Raw genomic sequence first — 21,156 nt, forward strand, 5'->3', positions numbered from 1 at the left:
GCGCCGTCACGGAAGGACCGGCATGAGCGACCCCAATCTCCTGGCCGGACGTTACCGCATGCTGGAGCGCCGCGACCACACCGGCGCGAGCCGGCGCTCGCGCGACGAACTGCTCCACCGCGACGTGACGATCTCCGAGGTGCGCCTGCCGCCGCCGGGGCCGCACCGCGACCGGCTGCTCGGCCGGATCCGCGCCGCGGCGAGCCTGCGGCACCCGGGTGTCGCCGCACTGCACGATGTGATCTCGGGGCCCGACCGGGTGTGGCTGGTCACCGAGGCGGTCGAGGGGCGCTCGCTGCTCCAGACCGTACGGGCCGACGGGCCGCTCACCTCCGAGCGGGCGGCCGAGGTGGGTCTGCGTGTGCTGGACGCCCTGGCCGCCGCCCACGCACGGGGGGTGCGCCTGGCCGCCACGCCCGACAGTGTGGTCCTCTCCTCCGACGGGCGGGTGGTGCTGACCGGCATCGCCGCCCCGGCCTCCGCCGACGAGCTGCGCGACCTGGGTGCGACGCTGTTCACCGCCGTCGAGGGCCGGGCCCCGGAGACGGGTTCCCTCATCGCTCCCCGGATGGCGGACGGCACGCCGCTGGCCGCGCCGGTGACCGGCCCGACCGGCTCCGGCCCGCTGATCCCGCTGGTGGAGAGCCTGCTGACGGCTGATCCCGCTCGCCGCCCCGACGCCACCTCGGCCCGCCTGACCCTGGAGAGGATCGCTCCCGGACCCGCCGCCCGGCAGACCGGCGGCCCGGCGGGCGGGCGCGGAGCACGCCCGGGTGCCGGACGGGCGCGCGTCGTCGCCGCCGCGGCGGCCGCTGCCGCCGTGCTCACCGGCGCGGTCGTCTTCTGGCTGTGGCCCGGACCTGCCGAGCCGGAGCCGGAGCCGACCACCGCGCCGGTGGCGCTCCCCACCGCCTTCTCCCGTGCTCCCGCCCCCTGCACGCTGATCTCGGCGGAACAGGCGGCCGAACTGTCGCTGAAGGCCGCCCCCGTGAAAGAGGGCGCCCGCCGGTGCGAGTGGAGCACCGACGACGACTCGTTGCCCAGCAATCTGCGATACACCCTCTGGGTCGACGTCTTCCGCTTCGCCTCCGACGACAAGGCCCGGCGCGAGTACGCGTCGTTCATGAAGCAGGACCGGGACCGCACCAGGACAGCGGTGGGTGCGCGGCTGACCGTGGTCAAGCCCCCCAGCCCCCTGCCCGGGATCGGCTCGGAGGCCTACACCGTCCAGGCCACCAACACGCTGACCTACTACACCGGGGTGATCTTCCGGGCGGCCAACCTCGTGGTCGCCGTCCAGTACCAGCGGGGCGTCGGCGAGGACGGCGACGGCAGCACGAGCAAGGGCGCGCTCACCGCCACCCGCCGGGTTCTCGAAAACCTCGGCCGGGCGAAGTGACATCTGTTCGGCCCGCACGGCCCGGGGTCTGCTCACCGCAGACGGGTTCCCCGCCCCGGGTGCGTCCCGCACCGCCCCGGCGGACAACGGGAACAGTCAAGATATATCTCGGTTGGAACCCGGGTGGACGCTCCGTGCGTTGGACAGGCGACGCAGAATGAACTACAGACGGGGCGTCCGCCCCGCGTTCGGAGGATGTTGAGGATGTCGCCCATCCAGAAGTACGCGCTCGGCGCCGGGGCCGTGGTGTTCCTGTCGTGGATCTTCCTGCCCGGGTTCGTGACCCTGCTGATCCTGCTCGGCGTCATCGCCGCCCCGGTCGTCGGCTACCTGATGCTCGACCCGTCCCAGCGCCGGCGCCTCAAGCGCATCCGCAGGCGCGGCATCGGACGCTGACACGCCGCAGGGCGCGCTCCTCCGGGGAAGACGGCCCCGCGGAGGAGCGGGCCCCTTGCGGAGGCCCCCGGGGAAGGCCCCGCGGCGCCGCTCAGGCCGCGGCGGCCGCGAGCTCGGTCTCCACGCGACGGGTGACCTTGCGCTCGAACACGAACGAGAGCAGCGGCACCGTGCCCGCGAGCATCACGCCCACGATGTACTGCCACGACCAGCGGGCCTTCATCCCCAGGTTCATGACGGCCACGAGGTAGAGCATGTAGAGGAAGCCGTGGATCGGGGAAACGATCTTCGAGGGCTGCTCGATGCCGAACCCGTACCTGAGCACGATGGCGGTGGTCAGGATGAGCAGCATCACCCCGACGACGTAGGCCAGGATACGGAAGGGTTTGAGAGCGGATTCCACGGTCATCTACCTCGGTTTGGAGATCAGGACATCTTGCAACAAAGACGCGGGGGCGGCCGGGACGGCATCCGGGCGGGGGCTCGGCTCAGGCGGGGGCCGGTTCGGGGTCACGGTCCCGCTCCCCGGTACGGCCGCGCAGGGCGTCGCGCACGAAGTGCCACCACATGAAGACCGCGAACAGCCCGAAGATCCACCACTGGGCGGCGTAGGCGAGGTTGCGCCAGGTGAGCCCGCCGGGCTCGGTCGGCGGGGGGACGCTCACCGGCTTGGCCGCGACCGCCGGGGCCGGAGACTGCCCGGTGGCCACCACGAACCCGTTGCGCAGTTTCGTCCCCGGCCAGAGGTTGATCAGCTCGGCCGACGACACGGTCAGCACCTGCCCCGGCGGCAGCCGCCGGACACGGCGCTGCACGCTGTCGGTGGCCTCCGAGGGCTGCAACCGCCCGGTGACGGTCACCCTGCCCTCGGGTACGGCCGTGGCGGGGTCGTCGGCCGCGGGCACCCAGCCGCGCACGACGGGGATCGAGGTGCCGTCGCCCAGGTCGAGCGGGGTGAGCAGCCACAGTCCCCCGTCCCGCTCGGCCACCAGCAGCTGCCGCGCGGTGTCGAAGGTGCCCTCGGCGGTCACGCGGCGGCTGACCGCGTCGGTGGTCAGGTGCCTGCCGGGCTGGCTGAGGGTGGAGACCGCCACCGGCGCCGGGTCGAGCGTCGCCTGCGGTCTGCCGGACTCCTCGAAGACGCCGAGCTGCCACCGGCCCAGCAGCCCGCACACGACCAGCGCTCCGATCGCGAGCAGGTGGAGCACCACCACGCGGGGAGAGAACAGGATCCGGAGCATGACACCACGCTATCCGCCCCGGCGGGCGGTCCGGTCTCCAGGATCACCCCTGGCCTCCTCCCGGGCCGTCTCGCCCTCCCCCGCAGCCCCGCGTGTCACCGGATGTCCGGGAACGCCCCCTCAACCGTCCGCAAAAGCGGCACAAATCGGTGAGCGGAGGGCATCGGTTATCGCTAAAGTCTTCCCCATGTCTGATCCTCAGCAGATTGACCCCGCGGGCAACACCCAGGCGTTCCGTGCGTTCGCCCAGCGCAAGGACCCGGAGGCCGCTCCCGAGCAGCGCTCGCTCGCCCTGCCGATCACGGTGGCCGTCGTCGTCGCGGTGCTGGTGATCGCGGCCGTGGTCGCCTACCTGCTGCTCTAGCTCTCCGATATCCGCCAGCGCCGACGGCATCGCCATCGGCGCTTTTCGTGTTTCCCCGAGCCTGGCGCCCTGGCGGGCGCCTTCGGATCACCTTCATACCGACCGGTCGGTGTGATGCGGGTCACGGCGTGGCGAGTATGGACGGCGCATCGTCCGCCGATTACATTAGACAAAGAATCCAATAACGCGGAGCGTGAAGCCTCTCACCGTCGCAGCCGGGCGCTCGCCCCGGCCCGGCCGTGCCCCGTCCCGCCGGGGTCCACCGCCCGCCCCGCCGGAAGAGTCAGCGAGGAGACCGCATGAGCGCACGCCCCGGGATCACGATCATCGGCTCCGGCTTCGCCGGGCTCGGCATGGCGATCAAGCTCAAGGAAGCCGGCTACCACGACTTCGTGATCCTGGAGAAGGCCGGCGAGATAGGCGGCACCTGGCGGGACAACACCTATCCCGGCTGCGCCTGCGACGTCCCCTCGCACATGTACTCCTTCTCCTTCGAGCTCAACCCCGGCTGGTCGCGGATGTTCTCCCCCCAGGCCGAGATCTGGGAGTACATGCGCGCCTGCGTCGACAAGTACGGCCTGGCACCGCACCTGCGCTTCGGCACGGAGGTCGTCGGGCTGGAGTACGACGACGCGGCCCGCGACTGGAAGGTGAGTCTCGCCGGCGGGGAGTCCTTCACCACCAACGCGGTGGTCTCGGGCATCGGCGCGCTGCACGTGCCGTCGTTCCCCGCGGTCCCCGGCCGCGAGAGCTTCCGCGGCCCCGCCTTCCACTCGGCGGAGTGGGACCACTCGGTGGACCTGACCGGCAAGCGGGTCGCGGTCATCGGCACCGGCGCGTCGGCCGTCCAGTTCGTCCCGCGGATCGCCGGGCGGGTCGCCCGGCTCCACCTCTTCCAGCGAACGCCCCCCTGGATCCAGCCCAAGCCCGACTTCCCGTTCTCCGCCCGGACCCGGCGGCTGCTGCGCGTGCCGGGGGCCGCCCGGACGCTGCGCAACGCGATCTACTGGGTGCTGGAGACCCGCGCGCTGGGCTTCGCCGTCGACCCCCGCCTGATGAAGGTCCACCAGGCGATGGCCCTGCGCCACCTCGCCGCCCAGGTGCCCGACCCGGCCCTGCGCGCCAAGTTGACACCCGACTACACGATCGGCTGCAAGCGCATCCTGATCTCCAACGACTACTACCCGGCGCTGTGCAGGGACAACGTCGAAGTGGTCACCGACGGGGTGCGGGAGATCCGGGAGACCTCGATCGTCGACGCCACCGGCAGGGAGACCGAGGTCGACGTCATCATCTACGGCACGGGCTTCAAGGTGACCGACGCGCTCGGCGAGCAGCGGATCGTCGGCAGGAACGGCAGGAAGATCCAGGAGGCCTGGCAGGACGGCATCGAGGCCTACTACGGCGTCACCACCACCGGCTTCCCCAACCTGTTCTTCCTCCTCGGCCCCAACACCGGGCTGGGCCACAACTCGGTGGTCTTCATGATCGAGGCCCAGGTCCGGTACGTGATCGACTGCCTCCGCCTGCTGTCGAGGACCGGGGCCAGGGCCCTCGACGTCCGCCCCGAGGCGCAGCGCGCCTACAACGACCGCCTGCGCGACCGCCTCGACCGGCTGGTCTGGAACGAGGGCGGCTGCCGGAGCTGGTACCTGGACGAGCACGGCGTCAACCGCACCACCTGGCCGGGCTTCACCTTCGAGTACTGGGCACGGACCCGGAAGATGAAGCCCGGCGCCTACGAACTGATCCGCTGACCCCGCGCGGGAAGGACCCCGGCCCGCGCGGGGAACGCGGACCCTAGCGGCGTTCGCGCACCACCAGGGCGCTCCCGCCGCCGCGCCTGGTCGGCTCGGCCACCGCCTGGAGCCTGCCGCCGCCCAGGAACTCGACCGCCGTGGCAGCGCCGATCTCGGGATTCGGCGCGAAACCGTGCCCCTTGGCCGTCAACTCGGCGCCGTAGCGGTCGAGGAAGCCCGGCTCGGCCTGGGTCTGGGCGGTGTTGCGCTGGGTGGCGCGCGGGGCGGCGAGCGCCTCGGGCAGCGTCATGCCGAGTTCCCAGCGGTTGACCAGGATCTGCAGCACGGTGGTGATGATCGTCGAGCCTCCGGGGGAGCCCAGCGCGAGCAGCGGCCTGCCGTCCGCCAGGACGATCGTCGGGGCCATCGAGGAGCGGGGCCGCTTCCCCGGTCCCGGCAGGTTCGGGTCGCCGGGGGCCGGACCGAAGGTGAAGTCGGTCAGCTCGTTGTTGAGCAGGAAGCCCCGGCCGGGGACGACGATGCCGTTGCCGCCGGTCGACTCGATGGTGATGTTGTAGGCGACCACGTTGCCCCAGCGGTCGGTGACCACCAGGTGCGTGGTCTCCGGCCCCTCCGCGGCCGTCGGGGTCGCCTGCGCCGGCGGCGCGGACGGCGTGGCCGGGCAGGGCTCGTACGTCCCGTCGGGGGTGCCCGCCGGGGCCGGGTGGGCCATCGCCCGCTCGCCGATCGCGCAGGCGCGCTCCTTGGCGAACTGATCGGACAGCAGCTCCGCAAGCGGCACACCCGGGACGTCGCCGACGTACTTGCCGCGGTCGGCGAAGGCGAGGCGGGAGGCCTCGAGATACTCGTGCGGGCCGACCCGGGGCAGGGTCTCCAGGATGTTGAGCGCCTCGCCGACCGTAGACCCGCCCGAGGACGGGGGCGCCATGCCGTAGACGTCCATGCCCTTGTAGGTCACCTTCGTGGGCGGCCGTTCGAGCGCGCGGTAGGCCGCGAGGTCGGACCGCTCCATCAGGCCCGGCCGCACGTTGCGGGTGGACCCGGGGGTGACCGGCGGTTTCTTCACGGTGGCCACGATCTCCGCGCCGAGAGAGCCGCGGTAGAGCCAGTCGCCGCCCTCCCTGCCGAGCCTGCGGTAGGTCTCGGCCAGCTCGGGGTTGCGGAAGGTGGAGCCGACGGGCGGCGGGGCGCCGCCGGGCAGGAAGAGCTTGGCCGTGGAGGTGAAGTCCTTGAACCGCGCGGCGTTGGCGGCTGTCTGGTCGTGGAACGTCTGGTCGACGGTGAACCCCTCCGCGGCGACCCGGATCGCGGGCTTCAGCGCCTGCCGCAGGGAGAGCGTGCCGAACCGGCGCAGCGCCAGCTCCCACTGCGCCACGCTGCCCGGCACCCCGGCCGAGAGCCCGCTGGTCACGGCCTCTTCGAACGGGATGCCCTCAAGAGACGCGGGCCCCATCGCCCGGGGCGCGGTCTCACGGCCGTCGATGGTGTGGACCTTCTTGCGGCGCGCGTCGTAGTAGACGATGAACCCTCCCCCGGCCAGTCCGGCCGAGTAGGGCTCGGTCACGCCCAGCACCGCCGCGGCCGCGACCGCCGCGTCCATCGCGTTGCCGCCCCCGCGCAGCACGTCCAGCGCGGCCTTGCTGGCGTCGAGGTCGACGGTCGAGACCGCCCCGCCGTATCCCTCCGCGACGGGTTTCTTCACCACCGTCGGCGGCGACGCCACCGCCGGCTGGACGAACGCGACGGAACCTCCCACCAGGATCCCGACGAGGGGGACGGCTAAGCGACGATAGATCATGATGACCTCCCGCAGACAGCTTGACTCAGCCCGTAAGCCTTGTCAGCCCCTTCCCTACCACCGGCGGTGTAGTGCCCCCTGCTTCACCGGGCGGACGTGCCGGCCGGGGCGGTGACCGTAAGGTGCTGAACGTGCGCGCCAAACCTCCCTGGATCGACCGGTCGATGCCCTTGCTCGTGGGCTTCGTCCAGGCGGTGACCAACCGGGGGGCGGAGTGGAACCAGGTCGACCGCGCCCCGGTCGATCTCCTCGGCTACGCCCTGCTGCTGGCCGGGCCGGCCGCGCTGTTCGCCCGGCGCCGCCACCCGGTGCCGACCCTGCTCGTCAGCATCGTGGTGACGTGCGTCTTCATCGCCCGGGGCCACGCCTACGGCCCGGTCTTCCTGACCCCGATCATCGCGGCCTACAACGCCGTCATGCTCGGTCACCGCCGCGTCACCTGGGCGATCTGGATCGCCACCTACGTGTTCCTCATCGTCTACATGACGTGGCTCGCCCCGGTGCCCACCCCGGGGTGGTTCCACGACCTCGCGGTGGCGGCGATCATGGGGATCGTGCTGGCGACGGCCGAGTTCGCGCGGGCCAGGAAGGACCGGCTGGCGGAGCGGGAGCAGGTGGAGAAGGAGGAGATGCGGCGGCAGGCCAGCGAGGAGCGGCTGACCATGGCCCGGGAGCTGCACGACGTCCTCGCGCACAACATCTCCCTCATCCACGTGCAGGCCTCCACCGCGCTTCACCTGATCGACGACCACCCCGAGCAGGCGCGCACCGCGCTGACCACGATCAAGCACGCCTCCAAGGACGTGCTGACCGAGATGCGCTCGGTGCTCAACGTGCTCCGCGACGGCGCGCCCCGTTCCCCCACCGCCGGGCTGGACCGGCTCGACGAACTCGTCGAGCGCAGCGGGCTGCCGGTCGCCAAACGGGTCACCGGGCGGGCCAGGCGGGTGCCGCCGAGCGTCGACCGGGCCGGGTACCGCATCGTGCAGGAGGCGCTCACCAACGTCACCCGGCACGCCCCCGGGGCGTCCGTGACGATCCTGCTGGACTACGGACCCGACACACTGACGATCCAGGTCACCGACTCCGGCGGGAACGCCCCCGGGGAGAGCCTGGGCGGCGGCAACGGCGTCCCCGGCATGCGCGAGCGGGCCGCGGCCCTGGGGGGCACGCTGACCGCCACGCCGTACGGGAGGGGCTTCCGCGTCGAGGCCCGGCTGCCGATCCTGGAGGAAGGGGAACCCGTATGATCAAGATTGTCCTCGCCGACGACCAGGCCCTCGTGCGGGCCGGATTCCGCGCCCTGCTGGACGCGCAGCCCGGGATGACCGTGGTCGCCGAGGCCGCCGACGGCGCGGAGGCCCTGCGACTGGCCGCGGAGCACGAACCGGACGTCGTGCTGATGGACATCCGCATGCCCGGCATGGACGGGCTGACCGCCACCCGGGAGATGCCCCCGGGGCCGAAGATCGTCATCCTGACGACCTTCGAGCTCGACGAGTACGTCTTCGAGGCCCTGCGCAACGGCGCCAGCGGCTTCCTGGTCAAGGACACCGAACCGGCCGAGCTCATCCAGGCCGTCCGCGTCGTGGCCGCCGGCGACGCCCTGCTCTCCCCGAGCGTGACCCGCCGCCTGATCTCCGAGTACGCCAGCCGCGCCAAGGAACCACGCTCCGCCCACGACCTCGGCATGCTCACCGACCGCGAGCGGGAGGTCCTCGCCCTGGTCGGCACCGGCATGACCAACGACGAGATCGCCGGCGCCCTCTTCATGAGCCCGGCCACCGCCAAGACGCATGTCAGCCGCACCATGATGAAGCTCCGTGCCCGCGACCGCGCCCAGCTCGTCGTCATCGCCTACGAGTCGGGGCTCGTCCGTCCCGGCTGGCTCTGACGCTCCGCCGTCCTCCGGTCCCCGCCGTCGCGCGAAAACCTCACGACGCGCCACACCCGGTGCGATACTCAACGTGTTCTTGAGAACACGGAGGGACATATGGTCATGGTCATGACCTCACACCGGAACCACGCCGCCCTGCGGCCCACCCCCGAGACCGCGTCCCGACCCCTGCCGGCCACGGCCCGGGAGCTCTTCGACGCGCTTCCGAGTCTTCCCGGCCTGCGGACCGAAGTCATCGACGGGAGACTGATAGTGAGCCCAGTGGGCACCCCCGAGCACGGCTGGCTGGCCATGCTCCTCGCTTACGAAATGCATCAAATGATCATGGACCGCGACTGGCGCGCCTACACAGGCAACGTCGACGTCTGCATCGACGGGCCCCGCGATCCGGTCGAGCCGGACTTCGTCGTGGCCCCCGCCGACTGCCCCCGCTGGGGCGAGCGCGAGCTGCTCTCCTCCGGTCTCGTCATGGTCGCCGAGATCGTGTCGCCGGGGAGTGTCGTCGACGATCGCGAGCGCAAGCCCGGCATCTACGCCTCGGGCGGGATCCCCGTCATGCTCCTCATCGACCCGGTGGCCGCCCCCGCCACCGTGACGGTGCTCAGCGACCCCAAGGAGGGCGAGTACCGCACGTTCACCCGCGTCGCGGTGGGCTCCCCCCTGCACATCCCCGACCCGGTCGGCTTCACCCTGGACACCTCGGTCTTCGCGAAGGCTCCAGGCAGGTCCTGACCGGAGCCTTCGCAGCACCCCGCTCCGGCGGCCGGTGGCCGGCAACGGCCCCGGAACCCCCGGGAGCCCGGGGTATCGGGGCGCGGTGACGGCCGTTCCGGGGGACGCCGGGAAAAGGTACGCGGGTTTCGCGCCCTTCGCCGGAGCGCGCCCGAGACCGAAGTCCCCGATTACCCTCCGCGATCGGGCCGTCACGTGCCACTCTGTGCTCTGCTGGTCGCACACTGACGCGCACACCGACGGCGGGGAGGATGACATGGGGTGGTGGCAGGGTGATCCGCGGATGGACGCGGTGCCGGTGCCCACCCCCCGCGGCACGGAGCACGAGAACGACACCGACGGCGAGACCGGCCTGCTGCTGGCCGCGCACGGCGGTGACGCCCTGGCCGCGCACCTGCTCGGCCGCCACTTCGCGCAGCGGGGCGATCGCTCGGCGGCGCGGCACTGGTGGGAGCGCGCGGCGGCGGCCGGCAACATCGACAGCGCCTACAACCTCGGCGTCTGGCACGAGAAGCACGGCAGCGTGACCGAGGCCGTGCGCTGGTACGAGCTGGCGGCGGACGCCGGCGACGTCGAGGCGGCGGTGAACCTGGCGACGCTCCTGCTGGAACAGTGCGGTGACGTGCCGGCGGCCCGGCGGTGGTTCGAGACGGCGGCCGGGGCGGGGTCCCGGGCCGCGGCGCGGCGGCTCGCGCTCCTCTGCGAGGACGCCGGTGAGACGCAGACGGCCGGCGAGTGGCACCGCAGGGCGGCGACCGGCGGCGACCTGGCCTCGGCTCACGACCTGGGGTTCCTCGCCTACTCGGGCGGCGAGGACGACGAGACGCTCCGCTGGTGGGATCTGGCCGCCCGGGGCGGCCACGCCGACGCGGCCTACCACCTGGGCCTGTTCCTCCAGGCCAACCGCGACCCCGAGGGGGCCGAGGCGTTCTACCGGCTGGCCGCCAGGAACGAGCACCCCGGCGCCGCGTCCCGGCTCGGCGGGATCGCGCTGTCCCGCGGCGACCTGCGCACCGCTCGCGCCTGGTTCGAGCGGGCCGCCCACACCGGCCGGATCGACGACCAGCGGACGGCCGGGTTCGTGTGCGTGGAGATGAGCGACGCGGAAGGGGCGGGGCGCTGGTTCAGCCGGGCCGCGGCGAACGGCGACCCGGAGGCGGCCTTCAACTTCGGCCTCCTGCTCATCGCCGAGTACAACGACCTGCAGGGCGGGCAGCACTGGTTCCGCCAGGCGGCACAGACCGGGCACCACCGGGCCGCGGTCGAGCTGGCCGCGCTGCTGTCGGCGACGGGTTTCTCGCACGAGGCGGAGCGGTGGCTGGCGAGCCCGCCACCGCGGACCTGGGATCGGACCGCCGAGCCCGAGCTCGTCGCGCGCGCCGAGCTGGCCGCGGCCGCCGTCGCCCGGCAGGGCGGCGCCCCGCTGCGGATCGGCGACCTGACCGAGATCCTCGGTACGTGGGACGTGGTCACCCGGCCGCTCGGCGACCGCGGCGACGTCGTGGCCTGGCTGGCCGAGCGTACCGGGGTGGCACGGGGCGCGATCGAGCACCTGGTCGCGGTCCGGGCCACCCTGCTCCGCCCCGGCGGCGCCCCCTGGCCGACCCCCGCCGAGATCGAGCACGCCCTGGTCACGGCCCGAGCGCTGCGCTCCGCTCCGGCACCGTGACGTGGGGCCCGCGCGGGAGCGCGGGCCCGGAGGGGGGATCAGGCGGCGACGACCTCGGAGACCGGCGTGAACGGCAGGCCGAGGGCGGTGGCGACCTGCTCGTTGGTGAGCCGGCCCGCGTGGGTGTTGAGACCCTGCGCCAGGGCGGGGTCCTGCTGCAGCGCCGACTTCCAGCCCAGGCCGGCCAGCTTGACCGCGTACGGCAGCGTGGCGTTGGTCAGCGCGTAGGTGGAGGTGTTGGCGACGGACCCCGGCATGTTGGCCACGCAGTAGAAGATCGAGTTGTGGACCCGGTAGGTCGGCTCGGCGTGCGTGGTCGGGCGGGAGTCCTCGAAGCAGCCGCCCTGGTCGATGGCGATGTCGACGAGCACGGAGCCCGGCTTCATCCGGGAGACCAGCTCGTTGGAGACGAGCGTCGGCGCCTTGGCCCCCGGGATGAGCACGGCGCCGATGACCAGGTCGGCCCCCAGGACCTCCTGCTCGATGGCGTAGGAGGTGGAGACGAGGGTCTTCAGGCGGCCCTGGTAGATGGCGTCGATGTAGCGCAGGCGGTCGATGTTGAGGTCGAGGACGGTGACGTCCGCGCCCATGCCGACCGCGATCTGCGCGGCGTTGAGCCCGGAGACGCCGCCGCCGATGACGACGACCTTGGCCGGGGCCACGCCGGGCACGCCGCCGGGCAGCACGCCGCGCCCGCCGTTGAAACGCATCAGGTTGTAGGCGCCGACCTGCGGGGCCAGCCGGCCCGCGACCTCGGACATCGGGGCGAGCAGCGGCAGGGTGTTGCCGACCTGGACGGTCTCGTACGCGATGCCGGTGACCTCCCGCTTCAGCAGGGCGTCGGCGCACTCGGGACCGGCGGCGAGGTGCAGGTAGGTGAAGAGGACCTGGCCGGGGCGCATGCGGTGGTACTCCTCCGCGATGGGCTCCTTCACTTTGAGGACCATCTCGGCCTCGCCCCACACGTCGTCGGCGGTGTCGAGGATCTTGGCGCCGGCGAAGAGGTACTCCTCGTCGGGGAGGTGCGAGCCCAGGCCGGCACCGCGCTGAACGTAGACGTCGTGGCCGTGGCGGACCAGCTCGTGCACGCCCGCCGGAGTCGCGGCGACGCGGTATTCGTGGTTCTTGACCTCGGCAGGCACGCCGATCTTCATACGGATTCCTTTCAGAGTTCCAGCGGGAGTGTCACGGTCCGGTCGCGCCGGGCGTGATCACCCGGGGCGTGGCGGGTGCCGGGCGCGGCGGCTCCGCGGCCGTGCCCGGCGACGAGGTCAGAGCCGGCTCCACGCCTCCGTGAGCACGGAGCGGAGGATGGACTCGATCTCGTCGAACTCCTTGGGGCCGCAGATGAGCGGCGGGGCGAGCTGGATGACCGGGTCACCACGGTCGTCGGCGCGGCAGTACAGGCCCGCGTCGTACAGGGCCGTGGACAGGAAGCCGCGGATGAGGCGCTCGGACTCGTCGGCGCTGAAGGTCTGCTTGGTGGCCTTGTCCTTGACGAGTTCGATGCCCCAGAAGTAGCCGGAGCCGCGCACGTCGCCGACGATCGGCAGGTCGTGGAGGCGCTCCAGCGTGCTGCGGAAGACCGGCTCGTTACGGGTCACGTGGCCGAGCAGGTCCTCACGCTCGAAGAGGTCGAGGTTGGCCAGCGCCACGGCCGCGGAGACGGGGTGGCCGCCGAAGGTGTAGCCGTGGGCGAACATCTCGGTGCCGTTCTTGAACGGTTCGAAGAGGCGGTCGGAGGCGATCATGGCGCCGATCGGCGAGTAACCGCTGGTCATGCCCTTGGCGCAGGTGATGATGTCGGGGACGTAGTCGAACTTCTGCCCGCCGAACATGGTGCCGAGGCGGCCGAAGGCGCAGATCACCTCGTCGGAGACGAGCAGGACGTCGTACTCGTCGCAGATCTCGCGCAGCCGCTGGAAGTATCCGGGCGGCGGCGGGAAGCAGCCGCCGGCGTTCTGCACCGGCTCGGCGAAGACGGCGGCCACGGTGTCGGGGCCCTCCATCTCGATGGCGCGGGCGACACGCTCGGCGGCCCAGTAGCCGTACTCCTCGGGGGTCATGCCGGGCACGCCGGTGATCTCGTCGGCGCGGTAGTGGTTGGTGTTGGGCACCCGGACGGAGCCCGGGACCAGCGGCTCGAACATCTGCTTGAAGGCCGGGATGCCGGTGATGGACAGGGCGCCCTGCGGGGTGCCGTGGTAGGCGATCTGGCGGCTGATGACCTTGTGCTTGAGCGGCTTGCCGGTCAGCTTGAAGTACTGCTTGGCGAGCTTCCAGGCCGTCTCGACGGCTTCGCCGCCGCCGGTGGTGAAGAAGACGCGGTTGAGGTCGCCGGGGGTCTCCGCGGCCAGGCGCTGGGCGAGCTCGACGGCCTTGGGGTGCGCGTACGACCACAGCGGGAAGAACGCCAGCTCCTGGGCCTGCTTGGCGGCGGCCTCGGCCAGCTCGCTGCGGCCGTGGCCCGCCTGGACCACGAACAGGCCGGCGAGCCCGTCGATGTAGCGCTTGCCGTGGACGTCGTAGATGTAGGAGCCCTCACCTCGCACGATCATCGGCACCTCCGCGCCCGCGTAGGAGCTGTGCCGGGTGAAGTGCATCCACAGGTTGTCCTGGGCGGCCTTCATGAGCGAGGTCACGTCGGTGTTTTCAGGGTGCGTCATCACGATCTTCCCTCGTTGAGCTGGGCTCTCCACAGTTTGCCCTGCCCTCCGCACCCCTGACAAGTGAAAGCGTGGCAACAGAGTGCAAGAACCTCGGAATCCGCAAAACCTTCATGTAACAACGACGAAATCCGTGATCACCTTCCGAAGGCCCCCTGACCTCGCACAACCCCGGTTCCCCATGGCGGAACCCTTGTGTGCTGGAATCATGCGGATACACAGCGCTTCCAGAGGCTGTGATCCAATAGGACGGACCAGAGAGTGAGATGCGGGGGAATCGTGACTCCGGATGAGATTGAGAACGCCGTCACCGCCGGCATGCCCCGGGCGATCGAGGACCTCAAACGGCTCGTCGCCATCCCCTCGGTGGCCTTCCCCGGCCATCCGGAGGAGCCGGTGCTCGCAGCCGCGGCGCTGACGGAGGAGCTGCTGCGCAGCGCCGGGCTGCCCCACGTGCGGCAGATCCCGGTCGAGGGCAGCTTCCCCGCCGTCTACGCCGAGGCCCCCGCCCCACCCGGCGCGCCGACCGTGCTCCTGTACGCGCACTACGACGTGCAACCCGCGGGCGACCCGATGCTCTGGCGCACCCCGGCCTTCGAGCCGACGGAGATCGACGGCGCCGTCTACGGCCGCGGCGCGGCCGACGACAAGTCGGGCGTCATCTCCCACGTCGCCGCGCTCCGCGCCTTCCAGGGGCGTTTCCCGGTGGGCGTCAAGGTCATCGTCGAGGGCCAGGAGGAGTACGCCGGCGAGCGCCTGGAGGCCTTCGTCGAGCGCAACCCCGAGCTGCTGCGCGCCGACGCGATCGTGGTCGCCGACACCGGCAACCCGAAGGTGGGAGACCCGTCGGTCACCACCTCGCTGCGCGGCATGGGCGCCTTCACCATCGAGGTCCGCACCCTGAAGGAGTCGCTGCACAGCGGCTCGTTCGGCGGCGCCGCCCCGGACGCCCTCGCGGCGCTCATCCGGATGCTCGCCGCGCTCCACGACGACCACGGCGACATCCGGGTCCCCGGGCTGCCGCGCGGCGCCTTCCTCGGCTCCGGCCCCTCGGAGGAGGAGTTCCGCGCCACCGCGGGCGTCCTGGACGACGTCTCCCTGGTCGGCTCCGGTTCGCTGGCCGACCGGCTGTGGGCCTCGTACGCCATCACCGTCACCGGCCTGGACGTGCCGACGGTCTCCGGCGCCATCAACGCGGTCCAGGCGGTCGCCCGGGCGCGGGTGACCGTGCGGGTGCCCCCGGCGGGCGACCCGAAGACCACCATCGAGGCCGTGGTCGACTTCCTGCGCCAGGTGGCGCCCTGGGGCGTGCAGGTGGACGTCGGCGACTACACGCTGGGCGCCGGCTACCTCGCCGACAGCGGCGGCGCGGCCCGCGCCGCGCTGAACCGGGCCATGGAGCGCGCCTTCGGCCGCCCGCCGCGCGACGTCGGCGCCGGTGGTTCGATCCCGCTGGTCTCCACGTTCGCCAGGCAGTTCCCGGCCGCCGCGATCCTGCTCTTCGGCGCCGAGGACGACGACGCCTCGATCCACGCGCCCAACGAGCGGGTCAACATCGGAGAGCTCCACCGCACCGCCGTCGCCGAGGCGCTCTTCCTCCACGAGTACGCCTCCGCGACCGCCTGACGCCGGCGGCCGGTGACACCGGCCGCACCGCCCTCCCCCCACCCCGCCCGGACAGACCGGAAAACCAGGCACGGACAGACCGGAAAACCGGGCACGCCGCAGTGGGGGCTCCCGGCCCGGATACCTCTTGATCGGGTAAAACGCTTCTTCCTACGATCGAGCGGTGGTCTACTCCCCCGCACGACCTCGCCGGCGTCTCCTGCCCTACCTGATCGCGGTGGTGCTGGCCATCGCGCTGATCGCCGGGCTGCGCTGGTACTTCGCCGGTGACGACGCCGGAGGCGGGCAGGCCGCCCCGGCCGCCTGCTCCGGCGAGGCGGTGCGGATCCGGGTGGCGTCCTCGCAGGACAAGATCTGGATCCTGCGGGAGGTCGCCAAGGCGTACAGCGGGCGGGCCGTGGCCGGGCGCTGCGCCGAGGTCCTCATCGACGAGGCGAACTCCGGAACGGCGATGCGGGCGCTGGCCAGGGGGTGGAAAGAGGAGACCGACGGGGCCCGGCCCGATGTCTGGACCCCGGCCGCCTCGGCGTGGGTGACACTCCTGCGCCAGCAGGCCGGAGGCACCGACGGGACCGTGCCGGTCGCCGACGGCACACCGACCCCGATCGTGACCTCACCGCTGGTCTTCGCGATGCCCAAGCCGATGGCCGAGGCGCTCGGCTGGCCGGACAAGGCGATCGGCTGGTCGGAACTGGCCGAGCTGGCGGCCGACCCGAAGGGCTGGGCACGGTACGGCCACCCCGAGTGGGGCCGGTTCAAGCTGGGCAAGACCAACCCCAACTTCTCCACCAGCGGCCTGAACGCCACCATCGGCGCCTACTTCGCCGCCACCGGCACCACGTCCGACCTGACGGCCCGGGACGTGGCCGACGCCGGGACCAGGACGTTCGTGCGGGGCGTGGAGCAGTCGATCGTGCACTACGGCGACATCTCCCTGACCTTCCTGGGCAACCTGCAGCGCGCGGACGACCGGGGGGAGGCGATGGCGTACATCTCGGCGATCACCGTCGAGGAGAACTCGGTCACCGACTACAACCGGGGCAACCCCTCGGGCAACCCGGCCACCCTGGGACGGCACGCGCCGCCCCGCACCCCGCTGGTGGCGGTCAACCCCAAGGAGGGCACGCTCTACTCCGACCACCCGTATGTCCCGCTGACCTGGATGGACGCCGCGAAGAAGGCCGTGGCCGACGACTTCCTGGCCCACCTGCACAGCCCTGCCGTGCAGGCGAGGTTCCAGGAGTACGGCTACCGCTCCTTCGACGGCGAACCGGGCCCGCAGGCCACCGAGCGCAACGGCGTCGTCCCCGGTGCCAGGATCACCACGCTCAGCCCGCCCAGCCCGTCGGTCCTGGACAAGGTGCTGCGGAGCTGGTCGGAGCTGCGCAAGCGGGCCAACGTGCTCATCGTCGTGGACAGGTCGGGCTCGATGGAGGAGGAGGCGCCGGGCACCGGCGAGAGCCGCCTGGAGCTGGCCAAGAAGGCGGCGATCAACGCGCTGCCGCAGTTCCGTGGGGACGACAAGGTCGGCCTGTGGGCCTTCTCCACCGGGCAGGACGGCGAGAAGGACTACCGGGAGCTGGTTCCGGTCGAGGAGGTGTCACGAACCGGTGACCTGCTCCGCCGGCAGCTCGACGGGCTGACCGCCGGGGGCGGCACCGGCCTGTACGACACCACGCTCGCGGCGGTCGAGCGGATGCGCGGGACCAGGGACGAGGGGGCGATCAACGCGGTGGTCTTCCTCACCGACGGCAAGAACGAGAAAAACGGCGGCATCGACCTGGAGAACCTCCTGAGCAGGCTCGATCCGGACGTCCGCCTGTTCACCATCGGGTACGGCGAGAGTGCCGACCAGGAGGTCCTCCGGCGGATCGCCGAGGCCACCGACGGCGCGGCCTACGACTCCTCCCGGGCCGACACCATCGACCAGGTCTTCACAAGCGTGATCTCCAACTTCTGATCCCGGCGGACGCGCGCCCCGACAGTAATCGATCATGACGAACTCCGACAGTGCCTCATTCGTCGGACAAGTACCGACACTTCCGGGGAGGCAGGGGTGTACCAGCAGCCGCAGCGCCGGCGTAGGAACTATGCTCCGTTCATCGTCGCGATCATCCTCGCCGGGGCTCTGATCGTGGCCCTGCGTATGTTCGTCGGCGCGGGGGCGTCCGGCTCGGGGGTGTCCGGAAGGCCGGACGACCCATCCGACGCCGGTGGGCAGGTGAAGGTCTGTGACGGTGACGGGGTCACGCTGACCGTGGCCGCCTCGTCGGAGAAGGCCGAACTGATGAGGAAGATCGCCACGGACTACAACGGCCGGCGGGTCGACGGGCGCTGCGCCGAGGTCGTCGTGGTGACCAAGGCCAGCGGCGGCGCCATGCAGGCGCTGGCCAGGGGCTGGGACGAGCGCCAGGACGGCCCGCGCCCCGACGTCTGGTCCCCGGCGAGCAGCGGCTGGATCACGCTGCTCCGGCAACGCGCCTCGGACGCCGACGCGGACTCCCTCGTCGCCGCCGAGAACCCGTCGATCGCCAAGACGCCACTGGTCATCGCGATGCCCAAGCCGATGGCCGAGGCGCTCGGCTGGCCGGGCAAGAAGCTCGGCTGGTCCGACCTGCTCGACCTGTCGGCCGGCTCCTGGGCCGAGTACGGTCACCCCGAGTGGGGCCGGTTCAAGCTGGGCAAGACCAACCCCAACTTCTCCACCAGCGGCCTGAACGCCACCATCGGCGCCTACTTCGCGGCGACCGGCCTGTCCGGCGACCTGTCGGAGAAGAACGTGGCCGATGCCAGGACCAGGAAGTTCGTGCAGGGCGTGGAGCGCTCGATCGTGCACTACGGCGACACGACGCTGACGTTCCTGTCGAACCTGCAACGGGCCGACGACGCGGGCGCGGGCCTGAGCTACATCTCGGCGGTGGCCGTGGAGGAGAAGTCCGTCTGGGACTACAACCAGGGCAACCCGACCGGCGCCCCCGCGACGCTGGGCGAGCACGGCAAGCCGAAGGTGCCGTTGGCGGCCATTTACCCCAAGGAAGGCACGCTCTACTCCGACAACCCGTACGCGGTGCTGACCGCGCCGTGGGTCGACGAGGCCAAGCGCAAGGTCGCGGCCGACTTCCTGGCGCATCTGCAGGCGCCGGAGCAGCAGGCGCGGTTCGCCGAGTTCGCCTTCCGCTCGCACGACGGCAAGGCCGGCAAGCTGATCACCCAGGAGAACGGCCTGCTGCCCGCCGAACCGAGGACGACGCTCAGCCCGCCCGCCCCGAACGTGCTCGACAAGGTCCTGGCCAGCTGGGCCGATCTGCGCAAGCCCGCGAACGTCCTCATGGTGATCGACGTCTCCGGCTCGATGGGCGCCCCCGTGCCCGGCACCGGCAAGAGCAAGCTGGACCTGGCCAAGCAGGCCGCGATCAACGCGCTGCCCCAGTTCGGCCCGCACGACAAGGTCGGGCTGTGGATGTTCTCCACCAAGCGCGACGGCGACAAGGACCACCTCGAACTCGCCCCGCCGGCCGTCGTCGACGACGCCCAGCGCAAGAACCTGCGGGCCAGGCTGGAGGGTCTGACCCCCGACGGCGGCACCGGCCTGTACGACACCACGCTCGCCGCCTACCAGAAGGTGCGCGAGCTGCGGAAAGACGACGCGATCAATGCGGTGGTCTTCCTCACCGACGGCAAGAACGAGGACGTCGACAGCCTCTCCCTGGAGAACCTGCTGCCCGAGCTGCGCACCGAGGCGGGTCAGGAGACGGTGCGGGTGTTCACGATCGCCTACGGCCAGGACGCCGACCTCGACGTGCTCCGGAAGATCTCCGAGACGACCAGCGCGGCGGCGTACGACTCTCGCGAACCCGGAAGTATCGACCAGGTGTTCACCGCGGTGATATCCAACTTCTGATGGGGCGCTTCGTCGAAGAACTCAAGGATCCGTGGGGCCTGCTGCTCGGCGCGACCGCCGCGGGCGCCGCCTGGGCCGTCAGCGTGCACCCGGCCGCCGCCGGGTTCGTCGGCGTCGTCATCTGGCTGTCCAAGGCCGGGATCGCCGCCCTGCAGGGCGACGGGGGCCGCCCGGAGCCGGCCGTCACCGCGGGCAGCCAGGAGGAGTACTGGCTCCGGCGGGCCGGGACGGCGGCGCGCGGCTTCGGCGAGCTGAGCGCCTCGCTTCGCCACGGCCCGCTGGCCGAGCGGATCGCGCGGATGCGCCCCCAGGTGGACGACTCGGTGGCCACGCTGGAGCGGCTGGCCGAACAGGCCTCGCTCACCGGCACCGCGCTCGACAGGTTCGACCTCGCCAGGCTCCGGCAGGAACGCACCCGGCTGACCCGGGCCCGCGGCAAGGCCCGGGAGGGGCTGGTCGAGGACATCGACCGCGCCCTGGCCTCGCTGGCCTCCCAGCAGGCCGTGGTCGAGCGGCTCTCCACGGCCCGGGAGCAGGTGCTCGCCCGGATGGAGTCGAGCGCGATCAGCATCGAGGAGTTGCTCGCCCGGGTCGTGGAACTGTCGGCCCTGTCGGCGGGCGGTCCGCTGGAGCCAGCCCGGGTGCTGGACGAACTGGCCGACGCCCTCGAAGGGGTGCGCCGGGGCCTGCACGAAACCGAGCAGATCACGCGCGACGCGCTGGACCGATAAGGAGCCCCCATGTTCAAGGTCATCCGCCGGGCCTGGCGCTATCTCGTCTTCGCCCTCTCCGGGCGACTGGACGAGCTGAGCGACCCCCGCGTCCAGATCGAGCAGGCCATCCAGGAGGCGAAGGAACAGCACCGGCGGCTGAGCCAGCAGGCCGCCGCGGTCATCGGCAACGAGCGCGAGCTGGAGCTGAAGCTCGCCCGGTCGCTGGAGGAGACCGAGAAGCTGCAGGCCAACGCCCGCCAGGCGATCCTGCTCGCCGAGCGGGCGCGCGCCGCGGGCGACGAGGACAAGGCCCGATCGTACGAGGACTCGGCCCGTGCCTTCGCCTCCCGGCTGGTCGCGGCCGAGACCGCGCTGCAGGACTCCCGGCTGATGCACGAGCGGGCCCGGCAGGCCTCCGACCAGGCCCGCGCGGCGGTCGAGACCAACGCCATGGCCCTGCAGAAGAAGATCGCCGAGCGGGTGCGCCTGCTCTCCCAGCTCGACCAGGCCAAGGTTCAGGAGGAGCTCAACAGGGCGATGGGCGACCTGTCCGGGCTCACCCCCACAGGCGACACCCCCACCCTGGACGAGGTCCGCGAGAAGATCGAGAAGCGGTACGCCCGCGCCCTGGGCGAGGCCGAGCTGACATCCAACTCCGTCGAGGCCCGCATGATCGAGGTCGAGCGCGCCGCCATCGACGCCGAGGGCGCCGCCCGGCTGGAGGCCATCAGGGAGAGTCTGGGCCTGGGCGGCGAGCCGGGAGCGGGGAATCCGGGCGGCAGGCCCGAGGTGGAGAGATGACGGCCCCGGCCTGGCCTGTGCCCTTCCGGCGGCCTTCCGGCGATTTCTGGACGGTCTCTGACGGTCTCTGACGGTCTTTGGACGGTCTCTGACGGTCTCTGACGGTCTCTGACGGTCTTTGGACGATCTCCGGCGACGGGCGACGGGTGACGGCCTCGGTCTGCCACGTCTCTCCCGATGCGCTTCCCGCGGT

Annotated in this window: 18 protein-coding genes; 13 read left to right on the top strand and 5 right to left on the bottom strand. The window is 71.8% G+C overall.

Translation table 11 applies throughout. The annotated features are described in order from the left end of the window. The first annotated feature begins 22 nt into the window (after nucleotides 1-22). Both ABD841_RS12735 and ABD841_RS12740 read left to right on the top strand, forming a co-directional pair. A complete protein-coding gene (locus ABD841_RS12735) occupies nucleotides 23-1,399 on the top strand; it encodes a protein kinase family protein (RefSeq protein ID WP_344970892.1) in 1,377 nt (458 codons plus the stop codon). A gap of 204 nt (nucleotides 1,400-1,603) precedes the next feature. Next, nucleotides 1,604-1,795, top strand: coding sequence for a hypothetical protein (locus ABD841_RS12740; RefSeq protein ID WP_344970894.1), 192 nt, complete (start codon nucleotides 1,604-1,606; stop codon nucleotides 1,793-1,795). 91 nt (nucleotides 1,796-1,886) lie between these two features. Here the strand turns inward: ABD841_RS12740 and ABD841_RS12745 are convergent, their stop codons facing one another. Together ABD841_RS12745 and ABD841_RS12750 are read right to left on the bottom strand one after the other, a co-directional pair. Then, nucleotides 1,887-2,204: a DUF3817 domain-containing protein gene (locus ABD841_RS12745; protein WP_344970896.1), complete on the bottom strand. Its 318-nt coding sequence runs from the start codon at nucleotides 2,202-2,204 to the stop codon at nucleotides 1,887-1,889. 79 nt (nucleotides 2,205-2,283) lie between these two features. Then, nucleotides 2,284-3,036, bottom strand: coding sequence for an SURF1 family protein (locus ABD841_RS12750; protein WP_344970898.1), 753 nt, complete (start codon nucleotides 3,034-3,036; stop codon nucleotides 2,284-2,286). A gap of 187 nt (nucleotides 3,037-3,223) precedes the next feature. Here ABD841_RS12750 and ABD841_RS12755 point away from each other — a divergent pair, with 187 nt between their 5' ends. Further along, nucleotides 3,224-3,400, top strand: coding sequence for a hypothetical protein (locus tag ABD841_RS12755; RefSeq protein ID WP_344970900.1), 177 nt, complete (start codon nucleotides 3,224-3,226; stop codon nucleotides 3,398-3,400). 299 nt (nucleotides 3,401-3,699) lie between these two features. Further along, nucleotides 3,700-5,157 (top strand): flavin-containing monooxygenase, encoded by a 1,458-nt coding sequence (locus tag ABD841_RS12760; protein ID WP_344970902.1) that lies wholly within the window; start codon nucleotides 3,700-3,702, stop codon nucleotides 5,155-5,157. A gap of 43 nt (nucleotides 5,158-5,200) precedes the next feature. Here the strand turns inward: ABD841_RS12760 and ABD841_RS12765 are convergent, their stop codons facing one another. Beyond that, nucleotides 5,201-6,958, bottom strand: a complete 1,758-nt coding sequence (locus ABD841_RS12765; protein WP_344970904.1) for a gamma-glutamyltransferase family protein — start codon at nucleotides 6,956-6,958, stop codon at nucleotides 5,201-5,203. 131 nt (nucleotides 6,959-7,089) lie between these two features. On the opposite strand from ABD841_RS12765, the gene ABD841_RS12770 reads away from it, so the two are divergent. From ABD841_RS12770 to ABD841_RS12785, 4 genes are all read left to right on the top strand, one after another. Continuing rightward, complete coding sequence (locus ABD841_RS12770; protein ID WP_344970906.1) at nucleotides 7,090-8,208, top strand: sensor histidine kinase; 1,119 nt, start codon at nucleotides 7,090-7,092, stop codon at nucleotides 8,206-8,208. Continuing rightward, a complete protein-coding gene (locus tag ABD841_RS12775; RefSeq protein ID WP_344970908.1) occupies nucleotides 8,205-8,852 on the top strand; it encodes a response regulator transcription factor in 648 nt (215 codons plus the stop codon). The genes ABD841_RS12770 and ABD841_RS12775 overlap by 4 nt, the downstream gene beginning before the upstream one ends. 111 nt (nucleotides 8,853-8,963) lie before the next feature. Continuing rightward, nucleotides 8,964-9,587 (top strand): Uma2 family endonuclease, encoded by a 624-nt coding sequence (locus ABD841_RS12780; protein WP_344970910.1) that lies wholly within the window; start codon nucleotides 8,964-8,966, stop codon nucleotides 9,585-9,587. Nucleotides 9,588-9,843: 256 nt separating this feature from the next. Next, nucleotides 9,844-11,256 (top strand): SEL1-like repeat protein, encoded by a 1,413-nt coding sequence (locus ABD841_RS12785; RefSeq protein WP_344970912.1) that lies wholly within the window; start codon nucleotides 9,844-9,846, stop codon nucleotides 11,254-11,256. Between the two features lie 38 nt (nucleotides 11,257-11,294). Here ABD841_RS12785 and ald read toward each other — a convergent pair whose 3' ends face one another. Both ald and ABD841_RS12795 read right to left on the bottom strand, forming a co-directional pair. Then, nucleotides 11,295-12,410, bottom strand: a complete 1,116-nt coding sequence (gene ald / locus ABD841_RS12790; protein WP_344970914.1) for an alanine dehydrogenase — start codon at nucleotides 12,408-12,410, stop codon at nucleotides 11,295-11,297. 117 nt (nucleotides 12,411-12,527) lie between these two features. Continuing rightward, on the bottom strand, nucleotides 12,528-13,922 hold the full coding sequence (locus tag ABD841_RS12795) for an aspartate aminotransferase family protein (RefSeq protein WP_344970916.1): 1,395 nt from the start codon (nucleotides 13,920-13,922) through the stop codon (nucleotides 12,528-12,530). A 279-nt stretch (nucleotides 13,923-14,201) separates the two neighbouring features. Between ABD841_RS12795 and ABD841_RS12800 the strand changes: the two genes are divergently transcribed. From ABD841_RS12800 to ABD841_RS12820, 5 genes are all read left to right on the top strand, one after another. After that, nucleotides 14,202-15,548: a M20/M25/M40 family metallo-hydrolase gene (locus ABD841_RS12800; protein WP_344970918.1), complete on the top strand. Its 1,347-nt coding sequence runs from the start codon at nucleotides 14,202-14,204 to the stop codon at nucleotides 15,546-15,548. 163 nt (nucleotides 15,549-15,711) lie between these two features. After that, the gene (locus tag ABD841_RS12805) at nucleotides 15,712-17,508 is read left to right on the top strand and encodes a substrate-binding and VWA domain-containing protein (protein ID WP_344970920.1); all 1,797 of its coding nucleotides are present in this window, start codon (nucleotides 15,712-15,714) and stop codon (nucleotides 17,506-17,508) included. A gap of 96 nt (nucleotides 17,509-17,604) precedes the next feature. Further along, nucleotides 17,605-19,449, top strand: coding sequence for an extracellular solute-binding protein (locus tag ABD841_RS12810; protein WP_344970922.1), 1,845 nt, complete (start codon nucleotides 17,605-17,607; stop codon nucleotides 19,447-19,449). After that, nucleotides 19,449-20,180: a hypothetical protein gene (locus ABD841_RS12815; protein WP_344970924.1), complete on the top strand. Its 732-nt coding sequence runs from the start codon at nucleotides 19,449-19,451 to the stop codon at nucleotides 20,178-20,180. The genes ABD841_RS12810 and ABD841_RS12815 overlap by 1 nt, the downstream gene beginning before the upstream one ends. Before the next feature lie 9 nt (nucleotides 20,181-20,189). Next, entirely contained in the window at nucleotides 20,190-20,963 is a 774-nt protein-coding gene (locus ABD841_RS12820) for a PspA/IM30 family protein (protein WP_344970926.1), read from the top strand. The last annotated feature ends 193 nt before the right edge of the window (nucleotides 20,964-21,156 follow it).

The organism is Streptosporangium fragile (assembly GCF_039534445.1).
In the GTDB taxonomy this organism is placed as follows: Bacteria; Actinomycetota; Actinomycetes; order Streptosporangiales; family Streptosporangiaceae; genus Streptosporangium; species Streptosporangium fragile.

Excerpts from the sequence above, each read along its gene's own strand:
- ABD841_RS12735 (WP_344970892.1), top strand. The coding sequence starts at position 23 with ATGAGCGACCCCAATCTCCTGGCCGGACGTTACCGCATGCTGGAGCGC.
- ABD841_RS12740 (WP_344970894.1), top strand. The coding sequence starts at position 1,604 with ATGTCGCCCATCCAGAAGTACGCGCTCGGCGCCGGGGCCGTGGTGTTC.
- ABD841_RS12745 (WP_344970896.1), bottom strand. The coding sequence starts at position 2,204 with ATGACCGTGGAATCCGCTCTCAAACCCTTCCGTATCCTGGCCTACGTC.
- ABD841_RS12750 (WP_344970898.1), bottom strand. The coding sequence starts at position 3,036 with ATGCTCCGGATCCTGTTCTCTCCCCGCGTGGTGGTGCTCCACCTGCTC.
- ABD841_RS12755 (WP_344970900.1), top strand. The coding sequence starts at position 3,224 with ATGTCTGATCCTCAGCAGATTGACCCCGCGGGCAACACCCAGGCGTTC.
- ABD841_RS12760 (WP_344970902.1), top strand. The coding sequence starts at position 3,700 with ATGAGCGCACGCCCCGGGATCACGATCATCGGCTCCGGCTTCGCCGGG.
- ABD841_RS12765 (WP_344970904.1), bottom strand. The coding sequence starts at position 6,958 with ATGATCTATCGTCGCTTAGCCGTCCCCCTCGTCGGGATCCTGGTGGGA.
- ABD841_RS12775 (WP_344970908.1), top strand. The coding sequence starts at position 8,205 with ATGATCAAGATTGTCCTCGCCGACGACCAGGCCCTCGTGCGGGCCGGA.
- ABD841_RS12780 (WP_344970910.1), top strand. The coding sequence starts at position 8,964 with ATGACCTCACACCGGAACCACGCCGCCCTGCGGCCCACCCCCGAGACC.
- ABD841_RS12785 (WP_344970912.1), top strand. The coding sequence starts at position 9,844 with ATGGGGTGGTGGCAGGGTGATCCGCGGATGGACGCGGTGCCGGTGCCC.
- ald (WP_344970914.1), bottom strand. The coding sequence starts at position 12,410 with ATGAAGATCGGCGTGCCTGCCGAGGTCAAGAACCACGAATACCGCGTC.
- ABD841_RS12795 (WP_344970916.1), bottom strand. The coding sequence starts at position 13,922 with ATGACGCACCCTGAAAACACCGACGTGACCTCGCTCATGAAGGCCGCC.
- ABD841_RS12815 (WP_344970924.1), top strand. The coding sequence starts at position 19,449 with ATGGGGCGCTTCGTCGAAGAACTCAAGGATCCGTGGGGCCTGCTGCTC.
- ABD841_RS12820 (WP_344970926.1), top strand. The coding sequence starts at position 20,190 with ATGTTCAAGGTCATCCGCCGGGCCTGGCGCTATCTCGTCTTCGCCCTC.